This window comes from Spirillospora sp. CA-108201 (genome assembly GCF_050936235.1).
GTDB lineage: Bacteria > Actinomycetota > Actinomycetes > Streptosporangiales > Streptosporangiaceae > Spirillospora.
This window is the reverse complement of record NZ_JBNJNE010000001.1, coordinates 6528778-6550945: the sequence shown is the minus strand read 5'-3', so window position 1 is coordinate 6550945 and position 22168 is coordinate 6528778. Positions and strand designations below refer to the sequence as shown.

At 72.7% G+C, this 22168-nt stretch carries 20 protein-coding genes; 13 read left to right on the top strand and 7 right to left on the bottom strand.

The window, feature by feature from the left end; genetic code table 11:
- Positions 1 to 2: 2 nt before the first annotated feature.
- Both ACQEU6_RS31630 and ACQEU6_RS31625 read right to left on the bottom strand, forming a co-directional pair.
- Complete coding sequence (locus ACQEU6_RS31630) at positions 3 to 989, bottom strand: AAA family ATPase (RefSeq protein ID WP_499336687.1); 987 nt, start codon at positions 987 to 989, stop codon at positions 3 to 5.
- Positions 990 to 1000: 11 nt separating this feature from the next.
- Positions 1001 to 2965 carry an NHL repeat-containing protein gene (locus ACQEU6_RS31625; RefSeq protein WP_499336686.1) on the bottom strand — a complete coding sequence of 655 codons (1965 nt, stop codon included), beginning with the start codon at positions 2963 to 2965 and terminating at the stop codon, positions 1001 to 1003.
- Positions 2966 to 3343: 378 nt separating this feature from the next.
- Between ACQEU6_RS31625 and ACQEU6_RS31620 the strand changes: the two genes are divergently transcribed.
- Positions 3344 to 3805 (top strand): peptidase inhibitor family I36 protein, encoded by a 462-nt coding sequence (locus tag ACQEU6_RS31620; RefSeq protein ID WP_499336685.1) that lies wholly within the window; start codon positions 3344 to 3346, stop codon positions 3803 to 3805.
- Between the two features lie 45 nt (positions 3806 to 3850).
- Here ACQEU6_RS31620 and ACQEU6_RS31615 read toward each other — a convergent pair whose 3' ends face one another.
- Both ACQEU6_RS31615 and ACQEU6_RS31610 read right to left on the bottom strand, forming a co-directional pair.
- Positions 3851 to 5470 carry a serine/threonine-protein kinase gene (locus ACQEU6_RS31615; protein WP_499336684.1) on the bottom strand — a complete coding sequence of 540 codons (1620 nt, stop codon included), beginning with the start codon at positions 5468 to 5470 and terminating at the stop codon, positions 3851 to 3853.
- 235 nt (positions 5471 to 5705) lie between these two features.
- Positions 5706 to 5843: a hypothetical protein gene (locus ACQEU6_RS31610; RefSeq protein WP_499336683.1), complete on the bottom strand. Its 138-nt coding sequence runs from the start codon at positions 5841 to 5843 to the stop codon at positions 5706 to 5708.
- Between the two features lie 445 nt (positions 5844 to 6288).
- Here ACQEU6_RS31610 and ACQEU6_RS31605 point away from each other — a divergent pair, with 445 nt between their 5' ends.
- The 7 genes from ACQEU6_RS31605 to ACQEU6_RS31575 all read left to right on the top strand — a co-directional run bounded on the left by ACQEU6_RS31605 (position 6289) and on the right by ACQEU6_RS31575 (position 15018).
- Positions 6289 to 7356, top strand: coding sequence for a glycerophosphodiester phosphodiesterase family protein (locus tag ACQEU6_RS31605; RefSeq protein WP_499336682.1), 1068 nt, complete (start codon positions 6289 to 6291; stop codon positions 7354 to 7356).
- A gap of 195 nt (positions 7357 to 7551) precedes the next feature.
- Positions 7552 to 7740 carry a hypothetical protein gene (locus ACQEU6_RS31600; RefSeq protein WP_499336681.1) on the top strand — a complete coding sequence of 63 codons (189 nt, stop codon included), beginning with the start codon at positions 7552 to 7554 and terminating at the stop codon, positions 7738 to 7740.
- Positions 7741 to 8264: 524 nt separating this feature from the next.
- Positions 8265 to 8636 (top strand): DurN family substrate-assisted peptide maturase, encoded by a 372-nt coding sequence (locus ACQEU6_RS31595; protein ID WP_499336680.1) that lies wholly within the window; start codon positions 8265 to 8267, stop codon positions 8634 to 8636.
- 24 nt (positions 8637 to 8660) lie between these two features.
- Entirely contained in the window at positions 8661 to 8900 is a 240-nt protein-coding gene (locus tag ACQEU6_RS31590) for a cinnamycin family lantibiotic (protein WP_499336679.1), read from the top strand.
- Between the two features lie 143 nt (positions 8901 to 9043).
- Entirely contained in the window at positions 9044 to 12238 is a 3195-nt protein-coding gene (locus tag ACQEU6_RS31585; protein WP_499336678.1) for a type 2 lanthipeptide synthetase LanM family protein, read from the top strand.
- 15 nt (positions 12239 to 12253) lie between these two features.
- On the top strand, positions 12254 to 13183 hold the full coding sequence (locus ACQEU6_RS31580) for a Nif11-like leader peptide family natural product precursor (protein ID WP_499336677.1): 930 nt from the start codon (positions 12254 to 12256) through the stop codon (positions 13181 to 13183).
- Complete coding sequence (locus ACQEU6_RS31575) at positions 13180 to 15018, top strand: ATP-binding cassette domain-containing protein (RefSeq protein ID WP_499336676.1); 1839 nt, start codon at positions 13180 to 13182, stop codon at positions 15016 to 15018. Before ACQEU6_RS31580 ends, ACQEU6_RS31575 begins: the two co-directional genes overlap by 4 nt.
- An 81-nt stretch (positions 15019 to 15099) precedes the next feature.
- Here ACQEU6_RS31575 and ACQEU6_RS31570 read toward each other — a convergent pair whose 3' ends face one another.
- On the bottom strand, positions 15100 to 15387 hold the full coding sequence (locus ACQEU6_RS31570; protein ID WP_499336675.1) for a hypothetical protein: 288 nt from the start codon (positions 15385 to 15387) through the stop codon (positions 15100 to 15102).
- A 522-nt stretch (positions 15388 to 15909) separates the two neighbouring features.
- Here ACQEU6_RS31570 and ACQEU6_RS31565 point away from each other — a divergent pair.
- Both ACQEU6_RS31565 and ACQEU6_RS31560 read left to right on the top strand, forming a co-directional pair.
- Positions 15910 to 16281 (top strand): STAS domain-containing protein, encoded by a 372-nt coding sequence (locus ACQEU6_RS31565; RefSeq protein ID WP_499336674.1) that lies wholly within the window; start codon positions 15910 to 15912, stop codon positions 16279 to 16281.
- A 44-nt stretch (positions 16282 to 16325) separates the two neighbouring features.
- On the top strand, positions 16326 to 16919 hold the full coding sequence (locus ACQEU6_RS31560; RefSeq protein ID WP_499336673.1) for a GAF domain-containing protein: 594 nt from the start codon (positions 16326 to 16328) through the stop codon (positions 16917 to 16919).
- Positions 16920 to 17031: 112 nt separating this feature from the next.
- On the opposite strand, the gene ACQEU6_RS31555 is transcribed toward ACQEU6_RS31560, so the two are convergent.
- Positions 17032 to 17259: a hypothetical protein gene (locus ACQEU6_RS31555; protein WP_179837973.1), complete on the bottom strand. Its 228-nt coding sequence runs from the start codon at positions 17257 to 17259 to the stop codon at positions 17032 to 17034.
- A gap of 265 nt (positions 17260 to 17524) precedes the next feature.
- Here ACQEU6_RS31555 and ACQEU6_RS31550 point away from each other — a divergent pair, with 265 nt between their 5' ends.
- Both ACQEU6_RS31550 and ACQEU6_RS31545 read left to right on the top strand, forming a co-directional pair.
- Entirely contained in the window at positions 17525 to 17728 is a 204-nt protein-coding gene (locus ACQEU6_RS31550) for a cold-shock protein (RefSeq protein ID WP_067460243.1), read from the top strand.
- A 221-nt stretch (positions 17729 to 17949) separates the two neighbouring features.
- Complete coding sequence (locus ACQEU6_RS31545) at positions 17950 to 19356, top strand: DEAD/DEAH box helicase (RefSeq protein ID WP_499336672.1); 1407 nt, start codon at positions 17950 to 17952, stop codon at positions 19354 to 19356.
- 83 nt (positions 19357 to 19439) lie between these two features.
- Here the strand turns inward: ACQEU6_RS31545 and ACQEU6_RS31540 are convergent, their stop codons facing one another.
- Positions 19440 to 20573, bottom strand: coding sequence for a hypothetical protein (locus tag ACQEU6_RS31540; RefSeq protein WP_499336671.1), 1134 nt, complete (start codon positions 20571 to 20573; stop codon positions 19440 to 19442).
- Between the two features lie 248 nt (positions 20574 to 20821).
- Here ACQEU6_RS31540 and ACQEU6_RS31535 point away from each other — a divergent pair, with 248 nt between their 5' ends.
- Positions 20822 to 22021: a low temperature requirement protein A gene (locus ACQEU6_RS31535; protein ID WP_499336670.1), complete on the top strand. Its 1200-nt coding sequence runs from the start codon at positions 20822 to 20824 to the stop codon at positions 22019 to 22021.
- Positions 22022 to 22168 lie beyond the last annotated feature (147 nt).

Below are 22168 nucleotides of genomic sequence, written 5' to 3'. Positions count from 1 at the left end.
GCCTAGCCGTTCCCCTGCGGCGCCGGGACGGGGACTTCGGCCAGGACGCCGTCCAGCAGCTCCGCGGTCTCCGCCGCGCCTGCGGCGCCCGAGAGCGGCACCAGCCGGTGCGCCCAGACCGGCCCCGCCAGGGCCTTGACGTCGTCCGGGGTGACGTAGCCGCGGCCGTCGGCCAGCGCGTGGATCCGCGCCGTGCGGGCCAGCGCGATGGAGCCCCGGAGGGAGACGCCGGCCCGCAGCTGCGGATGCCGCCGGGTGCGCTGGGCCAGCCGCAGGACGTACTGGTAGACGGATTCGGCGACCGCGACCCGGTCGGCGGCGGCGCCGAGCCGCGCCATCTCCTCGCCGATCAGCACCGGGGCCAGGTCGCCCGGATCGGCCAGGGACGAGCCGCGCAGCAGCGACAGCTCCGCCTCCTCGCCCGGGTATCCCAGCGACAGCCGCATGAGGAAGCGGTCGAGCTGCGCCTCCGGCAGCGGGAACGTCCCCTCCAGGTCGATGGGGTTCTGCGTCGCCACCACCAGGAACGGGCGCGGCACCGGGTGCGCCTTCCCGTCCACGGTGACCTGGCCCTCCTGCATCACCTCCAGCAGCGCCGACTGCGTCTTCGGCGAGGTCCGGTTGACCTCGTCGACGATGACGACGTTGGCGAACACCGGGCCCGGATGGAACTCGAACTCGCGGTTGCGCTCATTGAAGATCGTCACTCCGGTGACGTCGGACGGCAGCAGGTCCGGGGTGCACTGCACGCGGCCGATCAGTCCGCCGGTCACCGCCGCGAGCGCGCGGGCCAGGGTCGTCTTGCCCATGCCGGGCAGATCCTCCAGCAGGACGTGCCCGCCCGCCGCGAACGCGGTGAGGATCAGCCGCACCGTGGCGGGATCGCAGCGTGCCGCCGACTGGATGCCGGCGGCCATCCGCTCGAAGGCGGCGGCGGCCAGCAGCGCCTCCTCGTCAGGCAGCGCAGGCGTCGCTGTCGTGGTGCTCACTCGTTACCCTTCTAGCCGCAGTTGCCCCAGCCAGCCGAGGCGCTCGCGCCGGACGCGCCGCCCGAGTACCGGACGCAGTCGCCCGGCGCCAGGACGAAGACCGGTCCGGCGTAGTACTTGAACGTGCCGTTGTCGGAGGCGACCTTGCCGCCCTTCTGGCTCTGGAGGCGGATCCAGACGTTGGTCCCCTTGCCGATGTCCGTGGTCTTCATCGTGACAGCGCAGTTCTTCTTGGTGGTGGCGCTGTAGAGCTGGTAGATCCGCCCGCCCTGGAACGACGACGACCGCTGGACCTTGTAGTTGCCGCCCGCGGTCGCGTTGCAGACCTGCGCCGGCGTGTACGGGTTGGTGGTCGGCTTGGGCTTGGTCGGCGTGGGTTTCGGCTTGGTCGGGGTGGGCTTGGGCGTGGTCGGCCTCGGCGTGGTCGGCCTGGGCGTGGTCGGCCTCGGTGTCGTCGGCCTGGGCGTGGTCGGCCTGGGCGTGGTCGGCCTGGGCGTGGTCGGCCTCGACGTGGTCGGCCTCGGTGTCGTCGGCCTGGGCGTGGTCGGCCTGGGCGTGGTCGGAATGCTGGTCGGCGTCCTGCTCGTGGGCGATGCGCTCGTGGGGGTCGTCGTGGGCGTCCGCGAGGGCAGCCGAGGTGACGGAGTGCGCGGGACGGGGTTCACCGTAGGCCGAGGCAGTTCCGTGGGGATGACCGTGGGGGGCGTTTCGGGCTTCTTGGACGGCCGCGTCACGGGCGCGTCAGTGGGCCGCCCGGGGTCGATCGGGTCGGGGAAGACCGGATCGGCGGGCGGTGCCGGTACCGGCGGCGGGCTGCCCGCCCCGTCGTCGGGCGTACCCGGCTTCTCGGTGCCCTGCCCCGCTCCGCCCGGATACTTGCCGACGTTGCGGGCCACCCCGTCCCCGCCGACGACCAGGGCGTCCGTGCTGCCCGGCGCGTTGACGAACAGGTTGCCCTCGCGGACCTGGAGCTCCATGTCACCGCGGCCGGCCGGCATGGACAGCATGCCGGTCTGCCGCCCCGCGGGCTCGAAGACGCGGACCTGACCGGTCTCCCGTATGGGCAGGTACACCTTGCCGGCGAACGGCACGGCGGGCTCCTGGACGGGGTCGGTCAGCGGGAACGACCGGACCGGACCGCCCTGGCGCACGTCGCCCAGCGTGACCACCGAGCCGGCGCCGGGCACGGTGATCGCGGCGAGCGCGCCGTGGGTGCGCTCGGGCACCATCGCGCCGGCGAGCGGCACCGGCGCAGTGATCCGGCGGGTGTCGTCGCCCGTCGCGACCACCAGATCGCGCCCGCCGCGGTCGACCACGAGCGCGCCCTGGTCCAGGACGGTCATCGTCAGGTCGTGGTCGGGCTCGGCGGCCTCCGCCGTGCGGACGATCGTGGCGCCCTCGCCGGTGACCCTCATCGCCATGACGGTGCCCTGCCGGGGCGCCGCCACCCACAGCTGGCCGGCGTCGTCGAACTCGCCGCCGACCAGCGGGCCGGGGAGCTGCAGGACCGCGCCCACGGGAAGCAGCGTGGCCGGGTCCAGCGCGCGGACCGCTCCGGTCGTGCGCTCGACCAGCGCGGCTCCGCTGGAGCCCATCACCAGGTGCGGGTCGCCGCGGGTGCCGATGTCCAGCCGTCCCGAGAAGCCCAGGCCGTTGAGGTCGAGCGACGACACCCGGCCGGTCTCCAGGTCGTGGATGAGCAGGAACTTGTCGTTCTGGGTGACCTGCACCCGGTGGCCGCGGGAGTCGGTCACCGCGCGGCGCTGCTCCACCTTGCCGCTGTCGGGGCTGACCCGGTCCACCTCGCCCGCCGTCCGGCTCCACAGCCAGGCGCTGCCATCGGTGGCGGCGACGGCGAGGCCGACCCGCCCCCCGCCCAGCAGCGTGGCCAGCAGCAGGACGGTGACGAGGGCGGCCGCGCCCCACCAGCCGCCCCGTGAGCGAACCAGCTCGGCGCCCTTCATCCGAGACTTCACGGCCACTCCTTCGTCCCGTGGGCTTCGCGGCGCAGGCCCAGCCCTTCACGTCATGCGGGTACGGCTCATCGAGCCGGGCCGCGACGGCGGCGGCGATGCCCCGCACAAGCGCACTGCGGCACCTTCGCCGTCTCGGAGATCGGACCGCGACTCCGTCCGCGGTGCGTCCGCCCTGGTCTTCGCCGAGTCCGATACCGCTAGGACACACCGTCCGGAGTCCGGTCGATCTTGCAACCTCCGGAACCGGCCAATCTCGGCGAGACCTTTCGCGGGCCGCCGCGCGGCGGCCTCGAAGGCCGTCCCGCCGGGTTACACTGCCAAGTGACTACAGAGAGTAGTCAATCGAGTACAAAGAGAACAACAGGAGGCAGATCGCAGATGCCGTCGATCCGAACGACCCCAGCCGTGCTGGTCCTCGCCGCCGGGACCGCGCTCGTCCAGGCCCCGTCCCTCGCACCGGCGAGCGCGTCGACCGTCCCGGCGGGCACGACCCGCGCCTCGGGCGCCTCGGACGCCTCGGCCCCACCGGTCGCCCTCCGCTCCTGGACCGACTGCCCGCAGGGCCGGATGTGCGTCTGGCGCCTCCCCAACGCCCACGGCTCGCGAGGCTCCTACGCCAAGGTCGCGCGCGACCTGAGCGAACTCGGCGGCGGCCTCAACGACCACTCCCTGTCCTTCTGGAACCGCACCGGCAAGACCTGGTGCATGTACTCCGAAGCCCGCTTCAAGGGCGAGAGCCACAAGTACCCCCGCGAGCCGCTCGCGGGGGCCAAGGGCAACACGGGCCAGTTCGGCTACAAGGTCAGCTCGCTGCGGCCCGCCTTCCTCGGCCGCTGCTGACCCCGTCCGGCGGCACCCGGGCCCGGCTGGACCGGCCGCGCACGCTCAGCCGGACTTGGCGGCGATGCGGACGCCCTTGCTCAGGGCGGCGTCGTGGAGCACCACGGAGATCGGCTCCGCCGTGGCGGCGATCTCGAAGATCAGCATGCCGCTGAACCTGGCGCCGGGGGGCAGCACCTTGGCCGGCGAGTTGTTGCGCACGTCCGCGCTGGCGCCCTGCAGCATCGCCCGCGCCTCGTGTGAAGATCCGCCGTCGTCGAGAAGCTTCTGCTGGTCCGCGGTGAGCGTGCGGGTCCTGGTCCCGCTGTTGGTCACGGTGATCCTGACGCGGCACAGCTTGTCGCCGGTGTAGGGCCTGAGGCCGCGCACGGTCACGCCGCAGGACGCCGGCGACGCCACGAAGGTGAACTGGCCGTCCCTGGCGGGCTTGTTCTGCTGCCCTTCGACGGGCTGGAAGTAGCGGTACGCCGAGACGCCGGCGACGACGAGCACCACGACCACCACGACGGCGGCGACCAGGCAGCCCATGCAGCCGCGACCGCGTCGCGGCCTCGGGGGCGCCTGAGCCGTCGCCGGGGGCGGCGTCCACGGTGCCGGAGGCGGCGGCATCGGCCTCGGCGGCGGCGGGGGCTGAGGCTGAGGCTGGGCCTGGGGTTGGGCCTGGGCCTGGGCCTGGGCCTGGGGTTGCTCGTAGAGCCTCGTGTGCACCCCCTGCGGCGGGGACGGCGGGATCCACGGCGGGGGCAGCGCGTCGGCCTGCCAGGTACGGGTCAGCTCGGCGCCGGCGGCGGCCTGCGCCGCACCCGGCGACGCCGCACCCGGCGCCCCTCCGGAGACCAGTTCCAGCAGCAGCTCCTGGGCTTGCGGACGGCGCGCGGGGTCGGGGTTCAGGGCACGCTCGACCAGCGTGCGCAGCGGCCCGGCCAGGCCGGTCAGGTCGTGCTCGCCGTGCTCGGCGCGGGCCGCCATCGTCATGACCGTGCCCGTGCCGTGCGGGTGCCGCCCGGTTCCGGCGAAGGCCACCAGGCAGCCCCACGCGAAGACGTCGGCCGCCGTGGACACCTCGCCGAGCAGCACCTGCTCGGGCGCCATCCACCCCGGCGTGCCGACGACGAACCCCGCCTGCGTGTGCCCCGAAGGCGCGTCGGTGGCCCGGGCGATCCCGAAGTCGATCACCCGTGGCCCCGAGACCGAAAGGATCACGTTGGGCGGCTTGAGGTCCCGGTGGATCAGCCCGGCCGCGTGGATCGCGGTCAGCGCCGCCGCCACCCCGACCGCGACGCCGTTCAGGGTGCCGTCCGGCAGCGCCTCTCCGGTCTCGATGTAGGCGTCCAGCGGAGTGCCGTCCACGTACTCGGTGACCAGATACGGCCGCCCGCCCTCCTCGCCGTGGTCCAGCACCTTCGCCGTGCAGAACGACGCCACCCGCCGGGCGTTGCGCACCTCGTCGCGGAAGCGGGCGCGGAAGCCCTCGTCGGCCGCCAGCTCCGCGCGGATCACCTTGATCGCGACGTACCGCCCGTCGTGCCGGCCGAGGAAGACGGCGCCCATGCCGCCCTCGCCGAGCCGGCCGACCACCTCGTAGTCCCCGATGGCGGCCGGGTCTCCAGGTCGGAGCTGCTCGCTTCCGCTGGGCAGTCGCGGACGCCTCGGCTGCTCCCGCACAGGGCGAACCTTTCTTGTCTATGCAATCAGGGACTCGGGCAAAGGCAAACCTATCCAACTCGTGGAGGCAGAGATGGCCACAACCAAGCTCAAAGCGCCGCCATCACACCGCCGCAGAACCGGAATCCGGAACAGCGGCAGATTGGCCGACACCGGGCGCCCGCCTTTCCCGGAGCCGGCCGGTATCCGGTGGATCGCCGAACCGCGCTCTTCGGTGACCCTCACCGCCGTCCCGTTAGAGGCGGGGACGCAGGAGAAGGTTCGGGACGGATTCGAGTTCGATGCCGCCTTCGGCGGACAGGCCCAGCCGCCCCAGCCGCCCCAGCCGCTCGGCTTCCTGGGAGCGGCCGCTCCGGCGCAGCAACTGGATCATTCTGGTCCCCGCGTCCGGCACAGCGGCCGCGGCCAGGCGCGCCCGCGCGCCGGTCCCGGGCTCGCCATCGACGTCGCGGGGCACGTAGACCGGCAGGACGCCGGGGCCGGCGGCGGGTTACCTCGATCGGCTCGTGCACGCCGAGGATCTTCCAGGACGCCTCCCCCGCCCGGACGGCGCCGTGTGCGCCGGTGGTCGCGCGGGCGCGTTCCCACGCGTCGAGCCACCGGTCCCGTTCGCCGCCGGGAACACCGATCGCTTCGAGGTAGATCTCCAGCGTCGCCTGGTGGCACAGGGTGGCCGGGTCGAACAGCGCCCAGCGGGACGGGCCCGGTTTCCCGCTCGTGTCCCTCGCGTGTTCATAAGGCCATCACGCCACGTCAACCACGGGGGCCGGGCCCCGGTCTAGCGTCGCGAGGGTTGATCGAGATTAGCGGAGGTCCTGATGTCCATACGTGTTGTCCTGACGAGTCTGGCCCTTGCGTCCGCGGTCGCCGCGCCGGCGCCCGCCCACGCGGCGACCGCCGCGGGCCCCGGGGTACCGCCCCAGAAGACCCACTTCGACCTGCAGGCCCACCGCGGCGGCATCGGCATGACGACCGAGGAGTCACTGGAGGGCTTCGGCAAGGCGATGCGCCTGGGCGTCAGCACCCTGGAACTCGACACCCAAATCACCAAGGACGAGAAGGTCGTCGTCACCCACGACCGGCAGGTCAGCGCCCAGAAGTGCCGCGACACCGCCCCGGTCGCGCCCGGCGACCCGATGTACCCCTACGTCGGCAAGTACATCAAGGACCTGACCCTGGCCCAGATCAAGACGATGGACTGCGGGTACGGGCAACTGCCCGGATTCCCCGAGCAGGAGGTCGTCCACGGTTTCCGGATGGCCGAGCTCAAGGACGTGCTGGACCTGGTCAAGCGCTACCGCGCCAAGCAGGTCAAGCTCAACATCGAGACCAAGGTCGAGGCGGGCGCGCCCGAGCAGACCGCGCCGCGCGAGCTGTTCGTCCGCCGGGTCTTCGAGGAGATCCGCGCGTCGGGGATCGAACGGCAGGTCACCATCCAGTCCTTCGACTGGGGCGCGTTGCGTCGGATGCACCGGCTCGCGCCGGGCTGGCCGCTGGTGGCGCTGACGAACTACGACTTCCTCCAGGTCGGCCGGCCCGGCGCCTCCCCCTGGCTGGGCGGCCTCGACGCCGACGACTTCGGGGGCGACTTCGTGAGGGCGGCGGCCGCCGTCCCGGGAGTCACCGCCCTGTCGCCCAACTACGGGTTCCCCCAGAACGGCAAGATCGGCGACCCCGGCTTCCGCTTCTACCCCGACCGCGCGATGGTGTCGCGAGCGCACGCCCGGGGCCTGAAGGTCATCCCGTGGACCTGCGACGACCCCGCCACCGTCGAGGCCCTCATGGACATGGGCGTCGACGGGATCATCACCGACTACCCCGACCGCGTCCGCCAGATCATGGCTGAGCGCGGCATGCGGCTGCCCAAGGCGTATCAGCCGCGCTGACCTCCGCTCACGTCGCTCCAGGTCGCCTCGGCCCCGCCGTGTCCCGAACCGGGCCACCTGAACGCCCGAGGCGACCGCCGCGCCGACCGTGAGGACCACGGCCCCCGGGAATGTCCCCAGGGGATTCGTCAAGCTGCTCGTGCAGCGGGTTTGCGTGTGGGCTGGTAGGGCTGTTCGTCGCGGAGCATGGCGTAGATGACGTCTGAGGGCCAGGTGCGGCAGGACGGTCGCGACCGCGGCGGTGCCGGGGACCACGACGCTCTGGGCGTCCAGGGCGGCCTTGACCGCATCGACCAGGCGCCCGGCCATGCGCCGCATGGTCAGACCGGGCAGATGGGCGACCTGGCAGCCCTGCGGTCCACCGACACCACCCGGGCCCGGTGACAACACCCCCCGGATCATCTGTGCGACAGGGCTTGAGTCATGCCGGGCCGGGTGACCCGGCAGCTCCCCACCGTGGCGGGGACGTGAAAACGGTAACGGGGAAGGTGTCTCCCAGTTCCGCGTGCTGTTGAGCAACTCCGGCATGCACGGCTCGTGCGATGCGCCGGCCCCCGAGGAGCGGTCCAAGCCGATGGGTCGCGTGCCGCGAGACCTTACCGGCGGGCGGGGGCCGGGATGCGGAATGGTCTCCAGGGGGAACTGAAATCTGACCGCGGCGGTCAGGTGAGGTGCTCGCATAGCGGGCGGCAAGCCTCCAATCGGTCGGCGAATTGCTTCATTCTTCCGGTTTCGGCGGATCGGAGCGCCGGCCTTTTCGGCATTGACCTTCCCGGCAACCCCTTGTTAAGGTTACTCTGCGTAATGAACTGAGTACGCAGAGTTTTTCTGGTGTCCGTCCCGCGAGCCGCTCGAATTGCGCCGAACAATTGCGCGTCCGGCGGCCGAGAACGGAAGGAGGGTGAGCCGTGAGGTCTGGCCCGAAGCCGCCCAGCGACCTGACGAAGCACAAGGGCATCGACACCGTCCGCCAGCTCCAGTTCCTGATGGTCCTGTGCTCGGTGCTCCCGCCGGACGGGAAGGCGCGCGAGATGCTCAGGCTCGCGCTCGACGTCCGCAACGAGCAGTTCCCGGACGGTGTCGAGCCGATCCGCGACCTTCACCCGCAGGCCACCAAGACCTGGCTCGAGTTCTTCTGGACCCGGGTCGGCATTTCCCCCGAGGAAAGGGAGTTGATCGACTGGCAGAACGACAAGCCGAGCATGGACATCGCCGTCGAAGAGCTCCGGGAGGCCGAGCGCCGACTCGGAATCCGACTGGCGCCACGAACGGTCGAGTGAACAGCAACGAACCAGGAGGAAGAAATGTCACCCAGCACGATTCTGCGGCACGCCGCCGCCGACGCCGACGTCCGCACGGAGCTGCTCGCCGGAGCGGGACGGTTCGGCGTGTCCGCCGCCGCCGTCCCCGCCGCCGTCGCGCAGCCCGACACCGCCTCACTGGGCTACTGGACCGAGGGCATAGCCGCCGTCGACGCCTACGCCTGCGCGTCCACGTGCAGCTCGGGGCCGTTCACCTTCGCGTGCGACGGAAGCACCAAGTAACCCCTCCGTCCTAGAGCCCGGCCACGCGCCGGGGGCGCGGAAACACCGATGGGCCGAAGCCATCGGCCCATCACCCCCCGACTTCTCCCCAGGCCCCGACCTTCCCCCAGGCCCGACTCTCCCCAGGCGAGGAGCCCGCCCGCGTGAAGCCGACCTTCCCCGTGGACATCGCGGCCCGGGCCGCGAACCTGTCCGAGCGGATCCGGATCGTGTCCGTCCTCGGCCCGCCGTCCGGCGCGGAGCCGCTGGAGGCCTTCGACGCCTGGAGGATCGACCGGCTGGCCGCCAAGCTCGCCGCCAAGTTCGGCGCGGAGACGAGCCCGCGCCGGGAGCGGCACACGGAGGAGTCGCTGCGCGAGGTCCTGCGGACCTATCGCGCGCACGAACTCGGCCTCACCGACCCCGGGAGCCGTCTCGGCCGGATGCTCGCCGACCTCCACCAGGGCTGGCTGCCGGTCTACCGGGAGACGCTGGACGGCTTCGACCCCGGCGACGAGGCGTTCGCCCCGGCGGAGTGGCGCGCGGACGACGTCTACCACGGCCGGCTCGCCACCGCCTGCGAGCCCTTCCTGGTGGAGCTCGGCCGCCGGCTGACCCGGGCGGTCGACGGCGGCGCGCCCGCGGTCCGCGTCGACCCCCGGCTGGTGGCCGACTTCCAGGCCTACCTGCTCGACCGGTTCGAGCTGGCGCTGGCCTGGGCGGTGGAGACCGACGCGAAGGTGCACTGCCGGCTGCACGGGATCGACCCGGCGAGCGCGACCCACGACGACTACCTCGCCTACCTCGACAAGACCTTCGCCGACGCCGGCGCCTACCACCGCTTCTACCTGGAGTTCCCCCTGCTGGGCCGCTGGCTCGCCCAGACGACCGGGCAGCTCGCCGAGCACGGGGCGCAGATGATCGGCAGGCTCCGCGACGACGCCGCCGAGCTGTCCGAGGCGTTCTTCGGGCGGCCCGTGGCCGCGGTGCGCACCGCGCGGCTCGGCCGTTCCGACCACCACGCCGGGGGCCGCAGCGTCGCGATCGTCGAGGTCGAGCTCGCGGACGGCGCGCGGGAGTCCGTGGTCTACAAGCCCCGCGGCCTCGCGGGCGAGGCCGCGTTCCAGGGGCTGCTGGCTCGGCTGCGCGACGACGGCGTCCTCGACTTCGCCGGGCGGGCCGTGCTCCCGAAGGACGGCTACGGCTTCGAGGCGCTGATCCCGCCGGACCGCAACCGGGTCGCCACCCGGCAGGAGGCCGAGCGCGTCCACGCCGAGCTCGGCGGCTACCTGGCGATCTTCTACGTGCTGGGCGGCGGCGACCTGCACTTCGAGAACGTCCTCATCGCGGACGGCCACGCCTTCATCTGCGACTGCGAGACGGTGCTCGGCGCCCTGCCCAAGGGATGGCCGCGCCCGTCGGGCACGCTGATGGACTCGGTCTTCAGGACGGGCCTGATCGAGTGGCCGAGGAGCGGCGCGGCGCCCGAGGGCGAGATGCGGATCAGCGGGTACACCGGCGGCGGCGGTTACGAGATGCCGATGCCGGTGCCGCAGGTCGACCGCCTCCAGTCCTTCGCGTCGTCCGTCAGCTACCGCGACGGGGTGCGCGTCGACCCGGGGGCCGCCAACCGGGTCTTCGTCGGCGACGACCTGACCCACGCCGAGGACTACGTCGACGCCATCGGCTCCGGTTTCGACCGGGTCTACGAGTGGTTCCGGCGGCGGCCCGACGAGGCGATCGCCTGCGTCCGCGACCTGTTCGCCGACGCGGACGTCCGCTTCGTCAACTGGAGCACCCAGGTCTACTCGCAGCTGCTCGCGGCCGCCCTGCACCCCCGGTGCCTGCTGGAGCCGCTGGAGGCCGACCTGCTGGTCGAGACCGTCCGCACCTTCCCGCGCAAGTGGGACCAGGACGCGGCCCTCCCCGACTGGGAGGTGGCGTCGATGTGGCGCCGGGACGTCCCGCTGTTCAGCGTCGAGGCGGGCGGCACCGGGCTCGTCCACGACCACGCGTCCGCGGTCGGGGCGGATCTGGAGACGAGCCCGCTCGACCACGCCGCGTCCCGGATCCGGGGCCTGTCCGCGCGCAACCGCGCCCAGCAGCGCCAGTACATCGCCGCGGGCCTGTCCGGCGGCGACGTCACGAGCGCCGACTTCGCCGAGACGTGCGTCGAGCGCGCCGCCGCGCTCGGGGAGCAGCTCTGCGCGATGCTCCGCGCGCCGGACGCGCCGGCCCCCTGGACGTCCTTCGTGATCACCCCCGACGGGCGGGACGAGGTCGACATCGAGGGCGACCTCTACAACGGCTCGGGCGGCATCGCCCTGTTCCTGGCCTATCTCGACGCCCTCGACCCGCGTCCGGAGTTCCGCGCGGCGGCGCGCCGGGCGCTGGACCACGCCGTCGCCACCTGGGAGCGGCAGCGCATCGGGGCCTTCACCGGGCTCGGCGGCATGATCTACGTCCTCACGCACCTGCACCGCCTGTGGGGCGAGCGCGCCCTGCTCGACCACGCCCTCGCACTGGCCGACGATCTGGCCGGACGCATCGACGGCGACCACCACCTGGACGTCTTCCACGGCGCGGCCGGGCTCATCCCGGTGCTGACCGGCCTGGCCGGCGTCGCGGACGGGCGGGGCCTGGAGCACGCGCACCGCTGCGCCGCGCACCTGCTGAGCCGCGCCGAGGCCGACGGCGACACCCTCTCCTGGCCCGGCTCCGACCTCGGCGCCGCCGGGGGCAACCTGACCGGGCTGTCCCACGGCGCCGGCGGTGTCGGATGGGCGCTGATCACGCTGGGCCGGCTCACCGACCGCGCCGAGTACGTCTCGGCGGGCCGGCGCGCCTTCGCCTACGAGGCCCTCCACTTCGACCAGAGCGCGCAGGACTGGTACGACCTGCGCGAGTTCCCCGGTGGGACGCTCTGGCAGGGCCGCCACTACGCCAACGCCTGGTGCAACGGCGCGGCGGGCATCGGGCTGAGCCGCATCCAGAGCTGGGCGGCGCTCGGCAAGGACGACGACGCGGTGCTGACCGAGGCGAGGAGCGCGCTGACCGCGACGATGCGCAACTTCCCGCGCCTCATGAACGACTCGCTGTGCCACGGCCGGTCCGGCAACGCCGAACTGTTCCTGCGGTTCGCGCTGCTGGCGGACGAGCCCGCGTTCCGCCTGGAGGCCAACGTCCAGGTGCAGGCGCAGTGGCGCAACCTGGAGGACGCCCCGCCCGCGTCCGCCACCGGCTTCTTCCCCGGGCTGATGCTCGGCATGTCCGGCTTCGGAATGCACTTCCTGCGGCTGGCCCATCCGGAGCGGGTCCCCTCGGCGCTCCTGCTGGACCCTCCGCCCGCGTCGATCTGAGGAGTGATCTCACCTATGTCCGTCGAGTCCTGCGCGGCCTTCCTGCGCGTCGCCCTCCGCGACAGCGGGATCAGGCAGCAGATGAAGGCCATGACCGCGGTCGCGGAGATGGTCCGCCTCGGCCAGGCGCACGGCTACCTGTTCGACGCCCGGGACCTCGCGGCGGCGTCGTCCTCGCCGGACTTCTCCGAGGCCGCGTCCGGGGAGGCTGCGTCCGGGAAGGCGGCGTCCGGAAAGGCGGTGCCCGGCCCGAGGAGGGAAGCGGCGCCCGCCGCGGCCGAACCGACCGCGTTCTACCACTACGAGTACGACATGGAAGACCTCCCCGGTTTCGACGCCGTCCTCGCCGAGCTGCCGGCACTGAAGATCAAGCCGTCCACGGTCGACCTCGCGGAGTTCGACGAGGAGTTCCGTACGGACGACCTGCGCTCGACGTCGCTCGCCCCGAACAGCGCGGAGTACCGGCGGTGGCGCGCGGCGCTGGACACCCGGCGCAGGCGCGACTTCCACCTCGTCAACCTGGACTCCCACACCGACCACGCGGACTACGCGTCCTACTACGCCGCCAAGATCCGGCTGGTCGGCGCGCTGGAGAAGATCTTCGGCGGCGAGGTCCGGCTGTCGGGCAACCTGTGGTACCCGCCGTCCAGCTACCGGCTGTGGCACACCAACGAGGACCAGCCGGGCTGGCGCATGTACCTGATCGACTTCGACGAGGGGTTCCCCGACTCCGAGCACACCTCGTTCTTCCGGTACCAGCACCCGGAGACCGACGAGCTGGTCACCCTGCGGGAACGCCCCCGGCTGGCGCGGTTCTTCAAGGTGGAGCAGGACCCGGACCGCCTGTTCTGGCACTGCATCGTCAATCCGACGCCCCGGCACCGGTGGAGCTTCGGCTGCCACGTCCCCGACACCTGGCTCGGCGCCATCGCGGGCCGGTCGTGACGGCGCGACCCGCCACCGCCGCGCCCGGCGCCGCCGCGCCCGCCGCCGCGACCCCCGCGATCAGGGCGGTCGGGCTGCGCAAGCGGTACCCCGGCGTCGAGGCGGTGGCCGGGCTCGACCTGACGATCCCGCCCGGTGAGAGCTTCGGGTTCCTCGGGCCGAACGGGGCGGGCAAGACCACCACGATCGCGATGCTGTGCACGCTGGCGGTGCCCACGTCCGGCCGGATCGAGATCGCCGGCCACGACACGCGAACCGACGCCGCCGCGGCGCGCCGCCGCATCGGGCTGATCTTCCAGGAGTCCACCCTGGACGTGCAGCTGACCGCGGCCGAGAACCTGAGGTTCCACGCCGACCTCTACAACGTCCCGCCCGGCCAGGTGGAGGCGCGCATCGGGGAGACGCTCGCCCTGGTCGGGCTGACCGGCTGCCGCGACCGCGCCGTGCACGCCTTCTCCGGCGGCATGCGCCGCCGCCTGGAGATCGCCCGCGCGCTGCTGCACCGCCCGCAGATCCTCTTCCTGGACGAGCCGACGATCGGGCTCGACCCGAACGCCCGCGCCCAGGTCTGGCGCCACCTGCGGCACGTGTGCGAGACCGAGTCCGTCACCCTCTTCCTGACCACCCACCACCTCGAAGAGGCCGAGCAGTGCGACCGCATCGCGATCATCGACGCGGGCCGGATCGTCGCGCAGGGCAGCCCCGCCGAGCTGAAGTCGGTGCTCGGCGCCGACCGGGTGGAGCTGCGCACCGGCGACGACGCGGCCGCCGCACTGCTGATCACCGAGCGCCTCGGCCTGGACGTGGCCCGCGACCGCGGCGGGCTGCGCCTCCAGGTCCCCGACGGGGCACGGGTGCTGCCGCGCCTGCTCACCGAACTCGACGTCCCCGTGTACGAGGCACGGGTCACCCCGCCCAGCCTGGACGACGTCTTCCTGCACCACACCGGCCACCGGATCCGCGACGACGCCCCGCCGGAACCGACCGCCGGCCCGGTGCGGGTCCGGGCGGCGTCCGAGCCGGGCAAGGGCGGGCCCCGGGCCGAACTGCGCGCCATGGGGATGGTGTGGCGGCGCGAGATGCTGCACTTCCGGCGGGACCGCATCGGGGCCGCCATCTCCCTCGTCCAGCCGCTGATGTTCCTGTTCATCCTCGGCATCGGCCTGTCGAACCTGATGCCCGGCCCGAACGGCGACTCCTACCAGCTCTTCCTCTTCTCCGGCGCGCTGGTCACGGCCGCGCAGGGGCCGGCGCTCGCCACCGGCACCTCGATCATGTGGGACCGGCAGGGCGGCTTCCTGCGCGAGATGCTCGCCGGCCCCGTCAGCCGCGCTTCCCTGCTGATCGGCAAGTGCCTGGGCGGCACCACGGTGGCCACGTGCCAGGCCGCCGTCCTCCTCGCCGCCGCCGCCCCGGTCGGCGTCCCGCTCGACGGCGTCCTCATCGCCCTCCTGCTGGGGGAACTGGTGCTCGTCTCGCTGGGCATGACCGTCCTGAGCGTCCTGCTGTCCACCATCCTGCGGCGACCGCAGACCTTCGGCACCGTCCTGACCGTCATCATGGCCCCGATGGTGTTCCTGTCCGGCGCGTTCTTCCCGCTGAGCGCGATGCCCGTGTGGATGAAGGGCCTGGCTCTGGCGAACCCGCTCACCTACGCCGTCGACGTCATGCGCCGCACCATGGCGGCATATCTGCCGGACGCTCCGCACCACCTGTTCCAGCCGCTGGCCCTGGGCTCGTGGCGTCCGCCGCTCCCCCTCGAATGCGCCCTGATGGCCGCCCTGACGATCATCGCCCTGATCCGCGCCGCCCACCGTTTCAGCCGCCTTCCCTGACCCGCCGCACCCGGGGTTCCGCCGGTGCCCTGTCGCGAACGCCCGGTGGGGCGCCGACCGTGCGCGCCCCGGCGAGGCGGCCTAAAGGCTCTCGCTCGTCCAGTGCCACGCGCCGTTCTCGTGCCGAGCGCGGACCAACTGCGTACCTTCGGAGTCCGCGAGTTCGGCGATCAGCCGGATCAGGCGGCGGTGGAAGTCGGCGGGCGGGCGGGCGCCGCCCGGCGAGCCTTCGAGGAGCGTCACGCTGACCTTCGCCTCGTCGCGGAGCTGCACGGTCAGGCGACCCGTCCGGTCCATGCGGAAGATCACGATCGCGTCGGCACGGATCAGGTCGTCACCGTCGGCGGCGGAGATCCACACATCGCTCATGCCCGTCCCCTGCCCGCATCGAGCCCTCATACGCCCCCACCGGCACACGCTCCGCGCGCGCTCGCCGCCGGCTCGGCGGTCGTGGTTCGGTCGCGTTGCCGCTGGTCGGTGAGGGGGCGTCCGGCGGCGTCGGGTGGGGGACGGGGGCGGTCGGCGCGAGGCGCGCGCGTCGTCGTCGAAGAGCGTAGACTCGTGGCGGATCAGGGGTTCTCGATGCGGGCGACCAAGCCGGCGTCCCCCCGTTCTCCCGATACTCGGCCTCCGAGGCCAGACAGGTCGGCGCTCATGACGCCGCTCCACCGTCCACCCCGGACACGGACGCACGCCGCCGGCACCGGGACCGCCGCGGCCCCGAAGCCCACCGCGCCCATCGCGCCCATCGCGCGCACCGCGCCCACGACGGCCATCGCGCCCGCTACAGTCGCCGGGCCCTCCACGACCTCGATGCGGCCTCTCTGAGTCCGGCGCCGAAGGTCCGTCCCGGACCCGCGCGCCACGCACACTCCTGATCGGAGCCCCCAGATGCAAACCGCAGGCACCGCCTCCCCCGGGGCAGGGCTGCACCGCGACGCACTCGCGGGCCACACCCTCATCACCATCACCGGCGACCTCGACATCGCCTCCGCCCCGTCCCTGCGCGAGCCCCTGGAGACGGCGCTGCGGGACGCCGGGCCCCTCGTGGTCATCGACCTGTCCGGGGTGACGTTCTGCGACGCGGCCGGGCTGGCCCTGCTCACCGGCGCCCGCCGCCTCACGGAGCCGGAGGGCGTCACGCTCGTCCTCGCCGCTCCGCGCCCGCACATGGTCAGGCTCCTGCGGGTCAGCGGGCTGGCCCGGGTGTTCGCCGTCCGCCCCTCCGTCGATGCGGCGCTCGCCCGATCGGCCGCGGCCTGAGCGCCGGGCCCGGCCCCGCCGGAGCGGGAGGACGGGATGACGAGATGACGGGCGAACCCGGATCGAACGGGTGGGGCGCCGCCGGAGCCGCGCCGAGCGAGGCGGACCGCCGGCGGTTCGCGGCCACGTTCGACCTGATGAGCGCGGTGGTCCTGGACGGGACCGGCGTACCGGACATGCTGGCCCTCGTGGCGGCGCGCGCCCGGGAACTGGCGCGCGTCCCGCTCGCGTTCGTCGCCCTGCCCGGCGAGGACGGCAACACACTGCGGGTCGAGGTCGCCGACGGCCCTGGCGGCGACCGCATACGCGGGTTGACCGTGCGGCGGGGACGGTCGATGCTCGGCCGGGCGTTCACGTCCCGACGGGCGGTGTCCGCGCGGATCGCCGCCGACCAGACGCTCACCGGTCTCCCGGCCGGCCCCATCCTGATCTTGCCGTTGGAGACGGGAGAGGCGACCCGGGGAGTGCTCGCCGTCCTCGGGCGGGTCGGTGCGGAGCCCTTCAGTCCGGCGACCGCGCGCCAGATGCTCCTGTTCTCCGACATGGCCGCCCGGCTGATCGAGGTGGCCGGGGCGCGCCTCCCAGGCGCCCCGCCAGGAGTCGCCGAGCCCACCCTTCGACCGCGGTCGTCCGGCTGAGTCAGGTGCGGCGGCGGCGTTCTCGTCGCTCAGGGCCCGGCTTCCGCGGGCCTGTCCGGACCCGGTCGGCGGCGCGCCACTCTGCGGGCCGTGCCGGGTCCCGGGGGGGTTCTCAGAGCCTGAAAAGCTTCGTGAACGGTGAGAGGATCTTCACTTTCCGTGTACCGAAGTCGACCAGGACGGCATTGCCCGGCTCGACCTCCAGAACGCGTCCAAGCCCGTACTTGTCGTGGGTGACCTGGTCGTCGAGGGTGAACTCCTTCGCCGGCGGAGCGGCGGGCGGAGGTTTGAAGGGGCTGGTGGGCAGGTGTCGCCGTCGGGCGGGGCCGGTGGGTTTCATTACCTCATTATGCGCGTACCGGGCGGTTCCCTGAAGGCTTCTCGCAGACCAGCTGGTAAATTATCGTGACCAGGGACGCCTGATCGGACCTGTGAACCCTGTGATATCGTAGATGTCAGTTGCGGTTCCCATAGACATGTGTGTGCGCCTGTTGGATCTGACCTCAGGCGCACTTTTGTTTTTTCTGGATCTTCCGGATGGGCCATCGCGGCGTCTCCGTCCGCACACGGTGTGCGAACGGGACCGACCCCTGAAGGAGATGATCATGGCCACCGGTACCGTCAAGTGGTTCAACGCGGAAAAGGGCTTCGGCTTCATCGAGCAGGACGGCGGCGGCGCCGACGTCTTCGCCCACTACTCCAACATCGCGGCCCAGGGCTTCCGTGAGCTCCAGGAGGGCCAGAAGGTGTCGTTCGACGTCACCCAGGGCCAGAAGGGCCTCCAGGCGGAGAACATCGTCCCCGCCTGATCGCGGCGTTGCGGCGGTGCGCGGTCCCGAGGACCGCGCACCGCGCTGCCGTTTTCGGCGCCTGATCCGCGCCTCTCGTCTCTCCCCGGTCCGCGGAAGAACCCCCCGCCGGACCGTCCCGGTTCGTTCTTGAGAATCCTCCACCCGGCCTCCCGCGAGGCCGCGGTCCCGCATGACGGAGCACTTCCCTGACACGCACCGCTCTCAAGGAAGGCTCCACCATGCCCCGCGCCCCTCGTTCGAACGCCCGAGGCCCCCGGTCCCGGTCCAGGTCCACCGGGAAGCCGGCGGAAGAGCGCAGGCCCGCCGCCAAGGCCACGCCCCCGCTCCCCGCCGTGGCGTCGTTCGCCGAACTTCCGATGCCCGCGCCGCTCCAGGAGACGCTGGTCCGCCAGGGTGTGACCGCCCCGTTCCCCATCCAGGCGGCGGCCCTTCCGAACGCCCTCGCGGGGCGGGACGTCCTCGGCCGGGGACGCACCGGGTCGGGCAAGACGCTCACGTTCGGCCTGGCGCTGCTCGCCCGCACCGCCGGCCACCGCGCCGAGCCCCGCCGTCCCCTCGTCCTCGTCCTGGTCCCCACCCGGGAGCTCGCCCAGCAGGTCTCCGGCGCGCTCGAACCGTACGCGGACGCCGTGGGCCTGCGGATGACCGCCGTGGTCGGCGGCCTGCCGATCGCGCGGCAGGCGAACGCGCTCGCCCGCGGCGCCGACGTCCTGATCGCCACGCCCGGCCGCCTCGCCGACCTGATCGAGCGCGGCGACTGCCGGCTCGACGACGTGCGGATCACGGTGCTGGACGAGGCCGACCAGATGACCGACCTGGGTTTCCTGCCGCAGGTCACCCGCCTCATGGAGCAGACCCCGCCCGGCGGGCAGCGGATGCTGTTCTCCGCCACGCTCGACGGCGGCGTCGACCGGCTCGTCCGCCGGTTCCTCAGCGACCCGGTCACCCACTCGGTCGACCCGCCGGCCGGGGCGGTCACCGCCATGGAACACCACGTGCTGCACGTCGACGGCGACGACAAGCACGAGACGATCGTGCACATCGCGGCCCGCGAGAGCCGCGTCATCATGTTCGTCGGCAAGAAGCACGCCGCGGACCGCCTCGTCCGCAAGCTGACCGCCCGCGGCGTCAGCGCCGCCGCGATGCACGGCGGCAAGACGCAGTCGCAGCGCAACCGCGCGCTGGACGGCTTCCACCGCAAGGACATCACCGTGCTGGTCGCCACCAACGTCGCCGCCCGCGGCATCCACATCGACGAGCTCGACCTCGTCGTCAACGTGGATCCGCCCGCCGACCACAAGGACTACCTCCACCGCGGCGGCCGCACCGCCCGAGCCGGAAACGCCGGAACGGTGGTCACCCTCGTCCTTCCCGAGCAGCGCCGCGAGATGGACGACCTGATGTCCAAGGCGGGCATCACCCCCCGCGTCACCCGCGTGCGTCCCGGTGACGCCGACCTGGCCCGCATCACCGGCGCCCGCCCGCCGGCCCGCGCGGCCGCCGCGCCGAACACCGCCGCGGCCCGCGAGCCGCGGCCCGCCGCGTCCGGCTCCCAGCGCGGGAACCCCCGCACCCCCGCCTCCTCGCGCAGGCCGCGGCGGCGGGCCTCCTCCCTCAATACCTGACCCCAGGCCCCCTCGCCCGTCGCTCGCCGCCACAGCCGTCGAACCGGCCCCTAGCGAAACTCGCCGCAGGACCACCTGGGTCGTCAGGAACGACGCCAGACGGTTCCGATCTGGGTACCGGCCCAGACGGTGGTGGTGTGCGGGACGCGCGTCATCGAGTACGCGGTCACCCCGATAGGCGGAGTGGCCTGGCTCCAGGAAGTGCCGTCGAAGTGCAGCAGATGCGCGGGGTCGAACGGGCTGGAGACCCAAACCCCACCGCGCCCGTCACCGGCGATCGATCCGAGGAAACCGACCGTGGACTTCGGGCGCACCTCCCCGCCGAGGCCGGACGAGCTCGGAAGCTGGTGCACGGTGAACGTGGAGCCGTCCCAGTGGTGCAGCGACGGCGGCGGGAACAGCGGGTGCTGTTCGAGGGCGTAGAACCAGACATCGTCCGGGGCGACGTACTCGATCTGCAGGATCCAGTGAGCCCATTGCGATCCCCAGGGAGTGCGCGTCCAGTCGGTGCCGTCGAAGTGCCACAGCGGGGTGGGTCCGATCTGCGACTCGCCATATCCCCCGGCCCAGACGTCCGAGGCGCTCCCGGCGGCGATGGCGTTCAGCCCGGAGGGCAGCGGGAGAGTCAGCGCGTTCGTCCACCGGCCGTGCCGTCGCACCGACACCGTCGTGGCGTCCCCGCTGATCCCGGTCGCCCACAGGCCGCCCGTCCGATCGACGTCGATGGCCTGCAGAAGCTCGCCGGCAGGGCCTGCCACCGTCGTCCAGCGATGACCGTTCCAGTGCAGCAGGTCGGTGCGCTCCTGGGCGTTCTGACCTGCGGCAAGTGCCCACGCGTCTGCGGCGTGCCGAGCGCGGACATCGTTGACGACGACCAACCCCTCAGGCATCGCGACGCGCGTCCAGCCACGCGGTGTCCGTTGCAGCATGACGGCACGCGACTCCGGCAGAAACGCGTTCTCGGTACCACCGGCGAAAACGTGCCACGAGTCGGGCGCGGCGATGCCGAGCAGATGACTCCGCCCCGCCAACGGCGGCGCAGGCACATCGGCCCACTCCCCCGACGACGGGCCGGCGGCCCGCGCACGCCCGCGCAGCGCCCCTCCAAGAACGGCCCCCAGCATTGCAGCGCCCCACAACTCGAAGGCACGCCGCGACACCAGACCATCCAACGAACGCCCCACAACGCCTCCTCCACCGACCACCACCGCCAGCATTCACTGGCAAGATCACCAAATCCACCCCCTGACCTCATACGGCCACCCCACCGCCCGCCGAACGGGAACGACGCTGGCGGGCTTCTTCCACCCGTTCTTCAAGCCCTACAAGTCACCCTCGACTTCGTCGGCATGAACCTCTCCATCGCCCGCGGCAAGGCCACCTGATCGAGGACGGCGCGTGTGAACGGGCGGCGACGGCCGCTGACCAGCGGTGACGTGGATTTCCGTGCCGGTAGCCTGGGCCGGTGGCAGACCTCCCTTGGCGGCGCCCGGCGATCACGTCCGAATCCCACCGGGCGACGTCTTTCGAGATCTTCTTCGACCTCGTCTTCGTGTTCGCGATCACTCGGGTCGTCTCGTTCTTGGCGCACTCCCCGTCCGCCGTGTCGCTGGTGCGCGGACTGATCCTGTTCCTGCTGCTCTGGTGGTCCTGGGCGGCGTACGCGTGGCTGGGCAACCGGGTGCGCGCCGACCGCGGGGTGGTCCGGAGCGGGATGCTGGTGGTGATGGCGGCCCTGTTCGTCGCCGCGCTGGTCATGCCGGACGCCTTCGGCCGCCACGCCGGGACGGTCGACGCGCCGCTCGTCCTCGCGGTGGCCTTCTGCGTCGTCCGGGCGGTCTACTTCGGGCTGCACCTGTCCTCGGTCGCGGGCGACCGCGGGCTGCGCGACCAGTTGCTCCTCGACGCCGTCCCCCAGACGATCTCCCTGATCGCGCTCCTCGCGGGCGCGCTGCTCGGGGGGACGTGGCAGACCGCGCTGTGGGCCGCCGCGTTCGCCGTCGACTTCGGCGGGGGACGGGTCGCCTCCGGCCTGGGCGGCTGGACGGTCCGCAGCGCCGGCCACTTCGCCGAGCGGCACCGCATGGTGCTGATCATCGCGCTGGGCGAGTCACTGATCTCCGCGGGCGCCGGGGCGGGCGACTCGGTGGCCGGGCCCCTGGTGCTCCTGGCCGCGCTGGTCGCCTTCGTCACCGTCGTCTGCCTGTGGCTGCTGTACTTCCGGGGCTTGGCGGACGCCGCCGAGGACGTCCTCGAACGGGCGTCCGGCCTGCGCCGCGCCCAGATCGCCCGCGACGCCTACACCATGGTCCACTTCCCGCTCATCGCCGGCGCCCTCTACATCGCCCTCGGCGCCCATGAGGTTCTCGCGGAGCTGTCCGGCCCCTCCCCCGATCACGACCGGGCCCTGGACTGGCCTGTCCTGACCGCCTTGTACGCGGGGGCCGCCGTGTTCCTGCTGGGGCGATCGGCGTTCGCCGGGCTCGCCGTCCGCTCCGTCCCGGCCGCCCCGCCGGTCGTCGCCGCGGCGCTCCTCCTGCTCATCCCCGCCGCGCGGCTTCTGCCCGCGATCGCCGCGCTCGGTCTGGTGAGCGCGCTGCTCCTCGCGCTGGTCGCCTTCGAGTGGCGGACGCCCGTGCGATACGACCACGCGAACCCCGGCTGACGGATCGCCTCTTCGACGGTCGCTGCGGCGACATGACGGAGCGAACTTCCATGAACCAGGTGGAGCCGCCGAGTGCGCTCCGAACCGGCGGTTATGTGGTCGCGAGCTGGGAAGACGATCTCTGGTACGTGGCGGTGGACGGGGTGC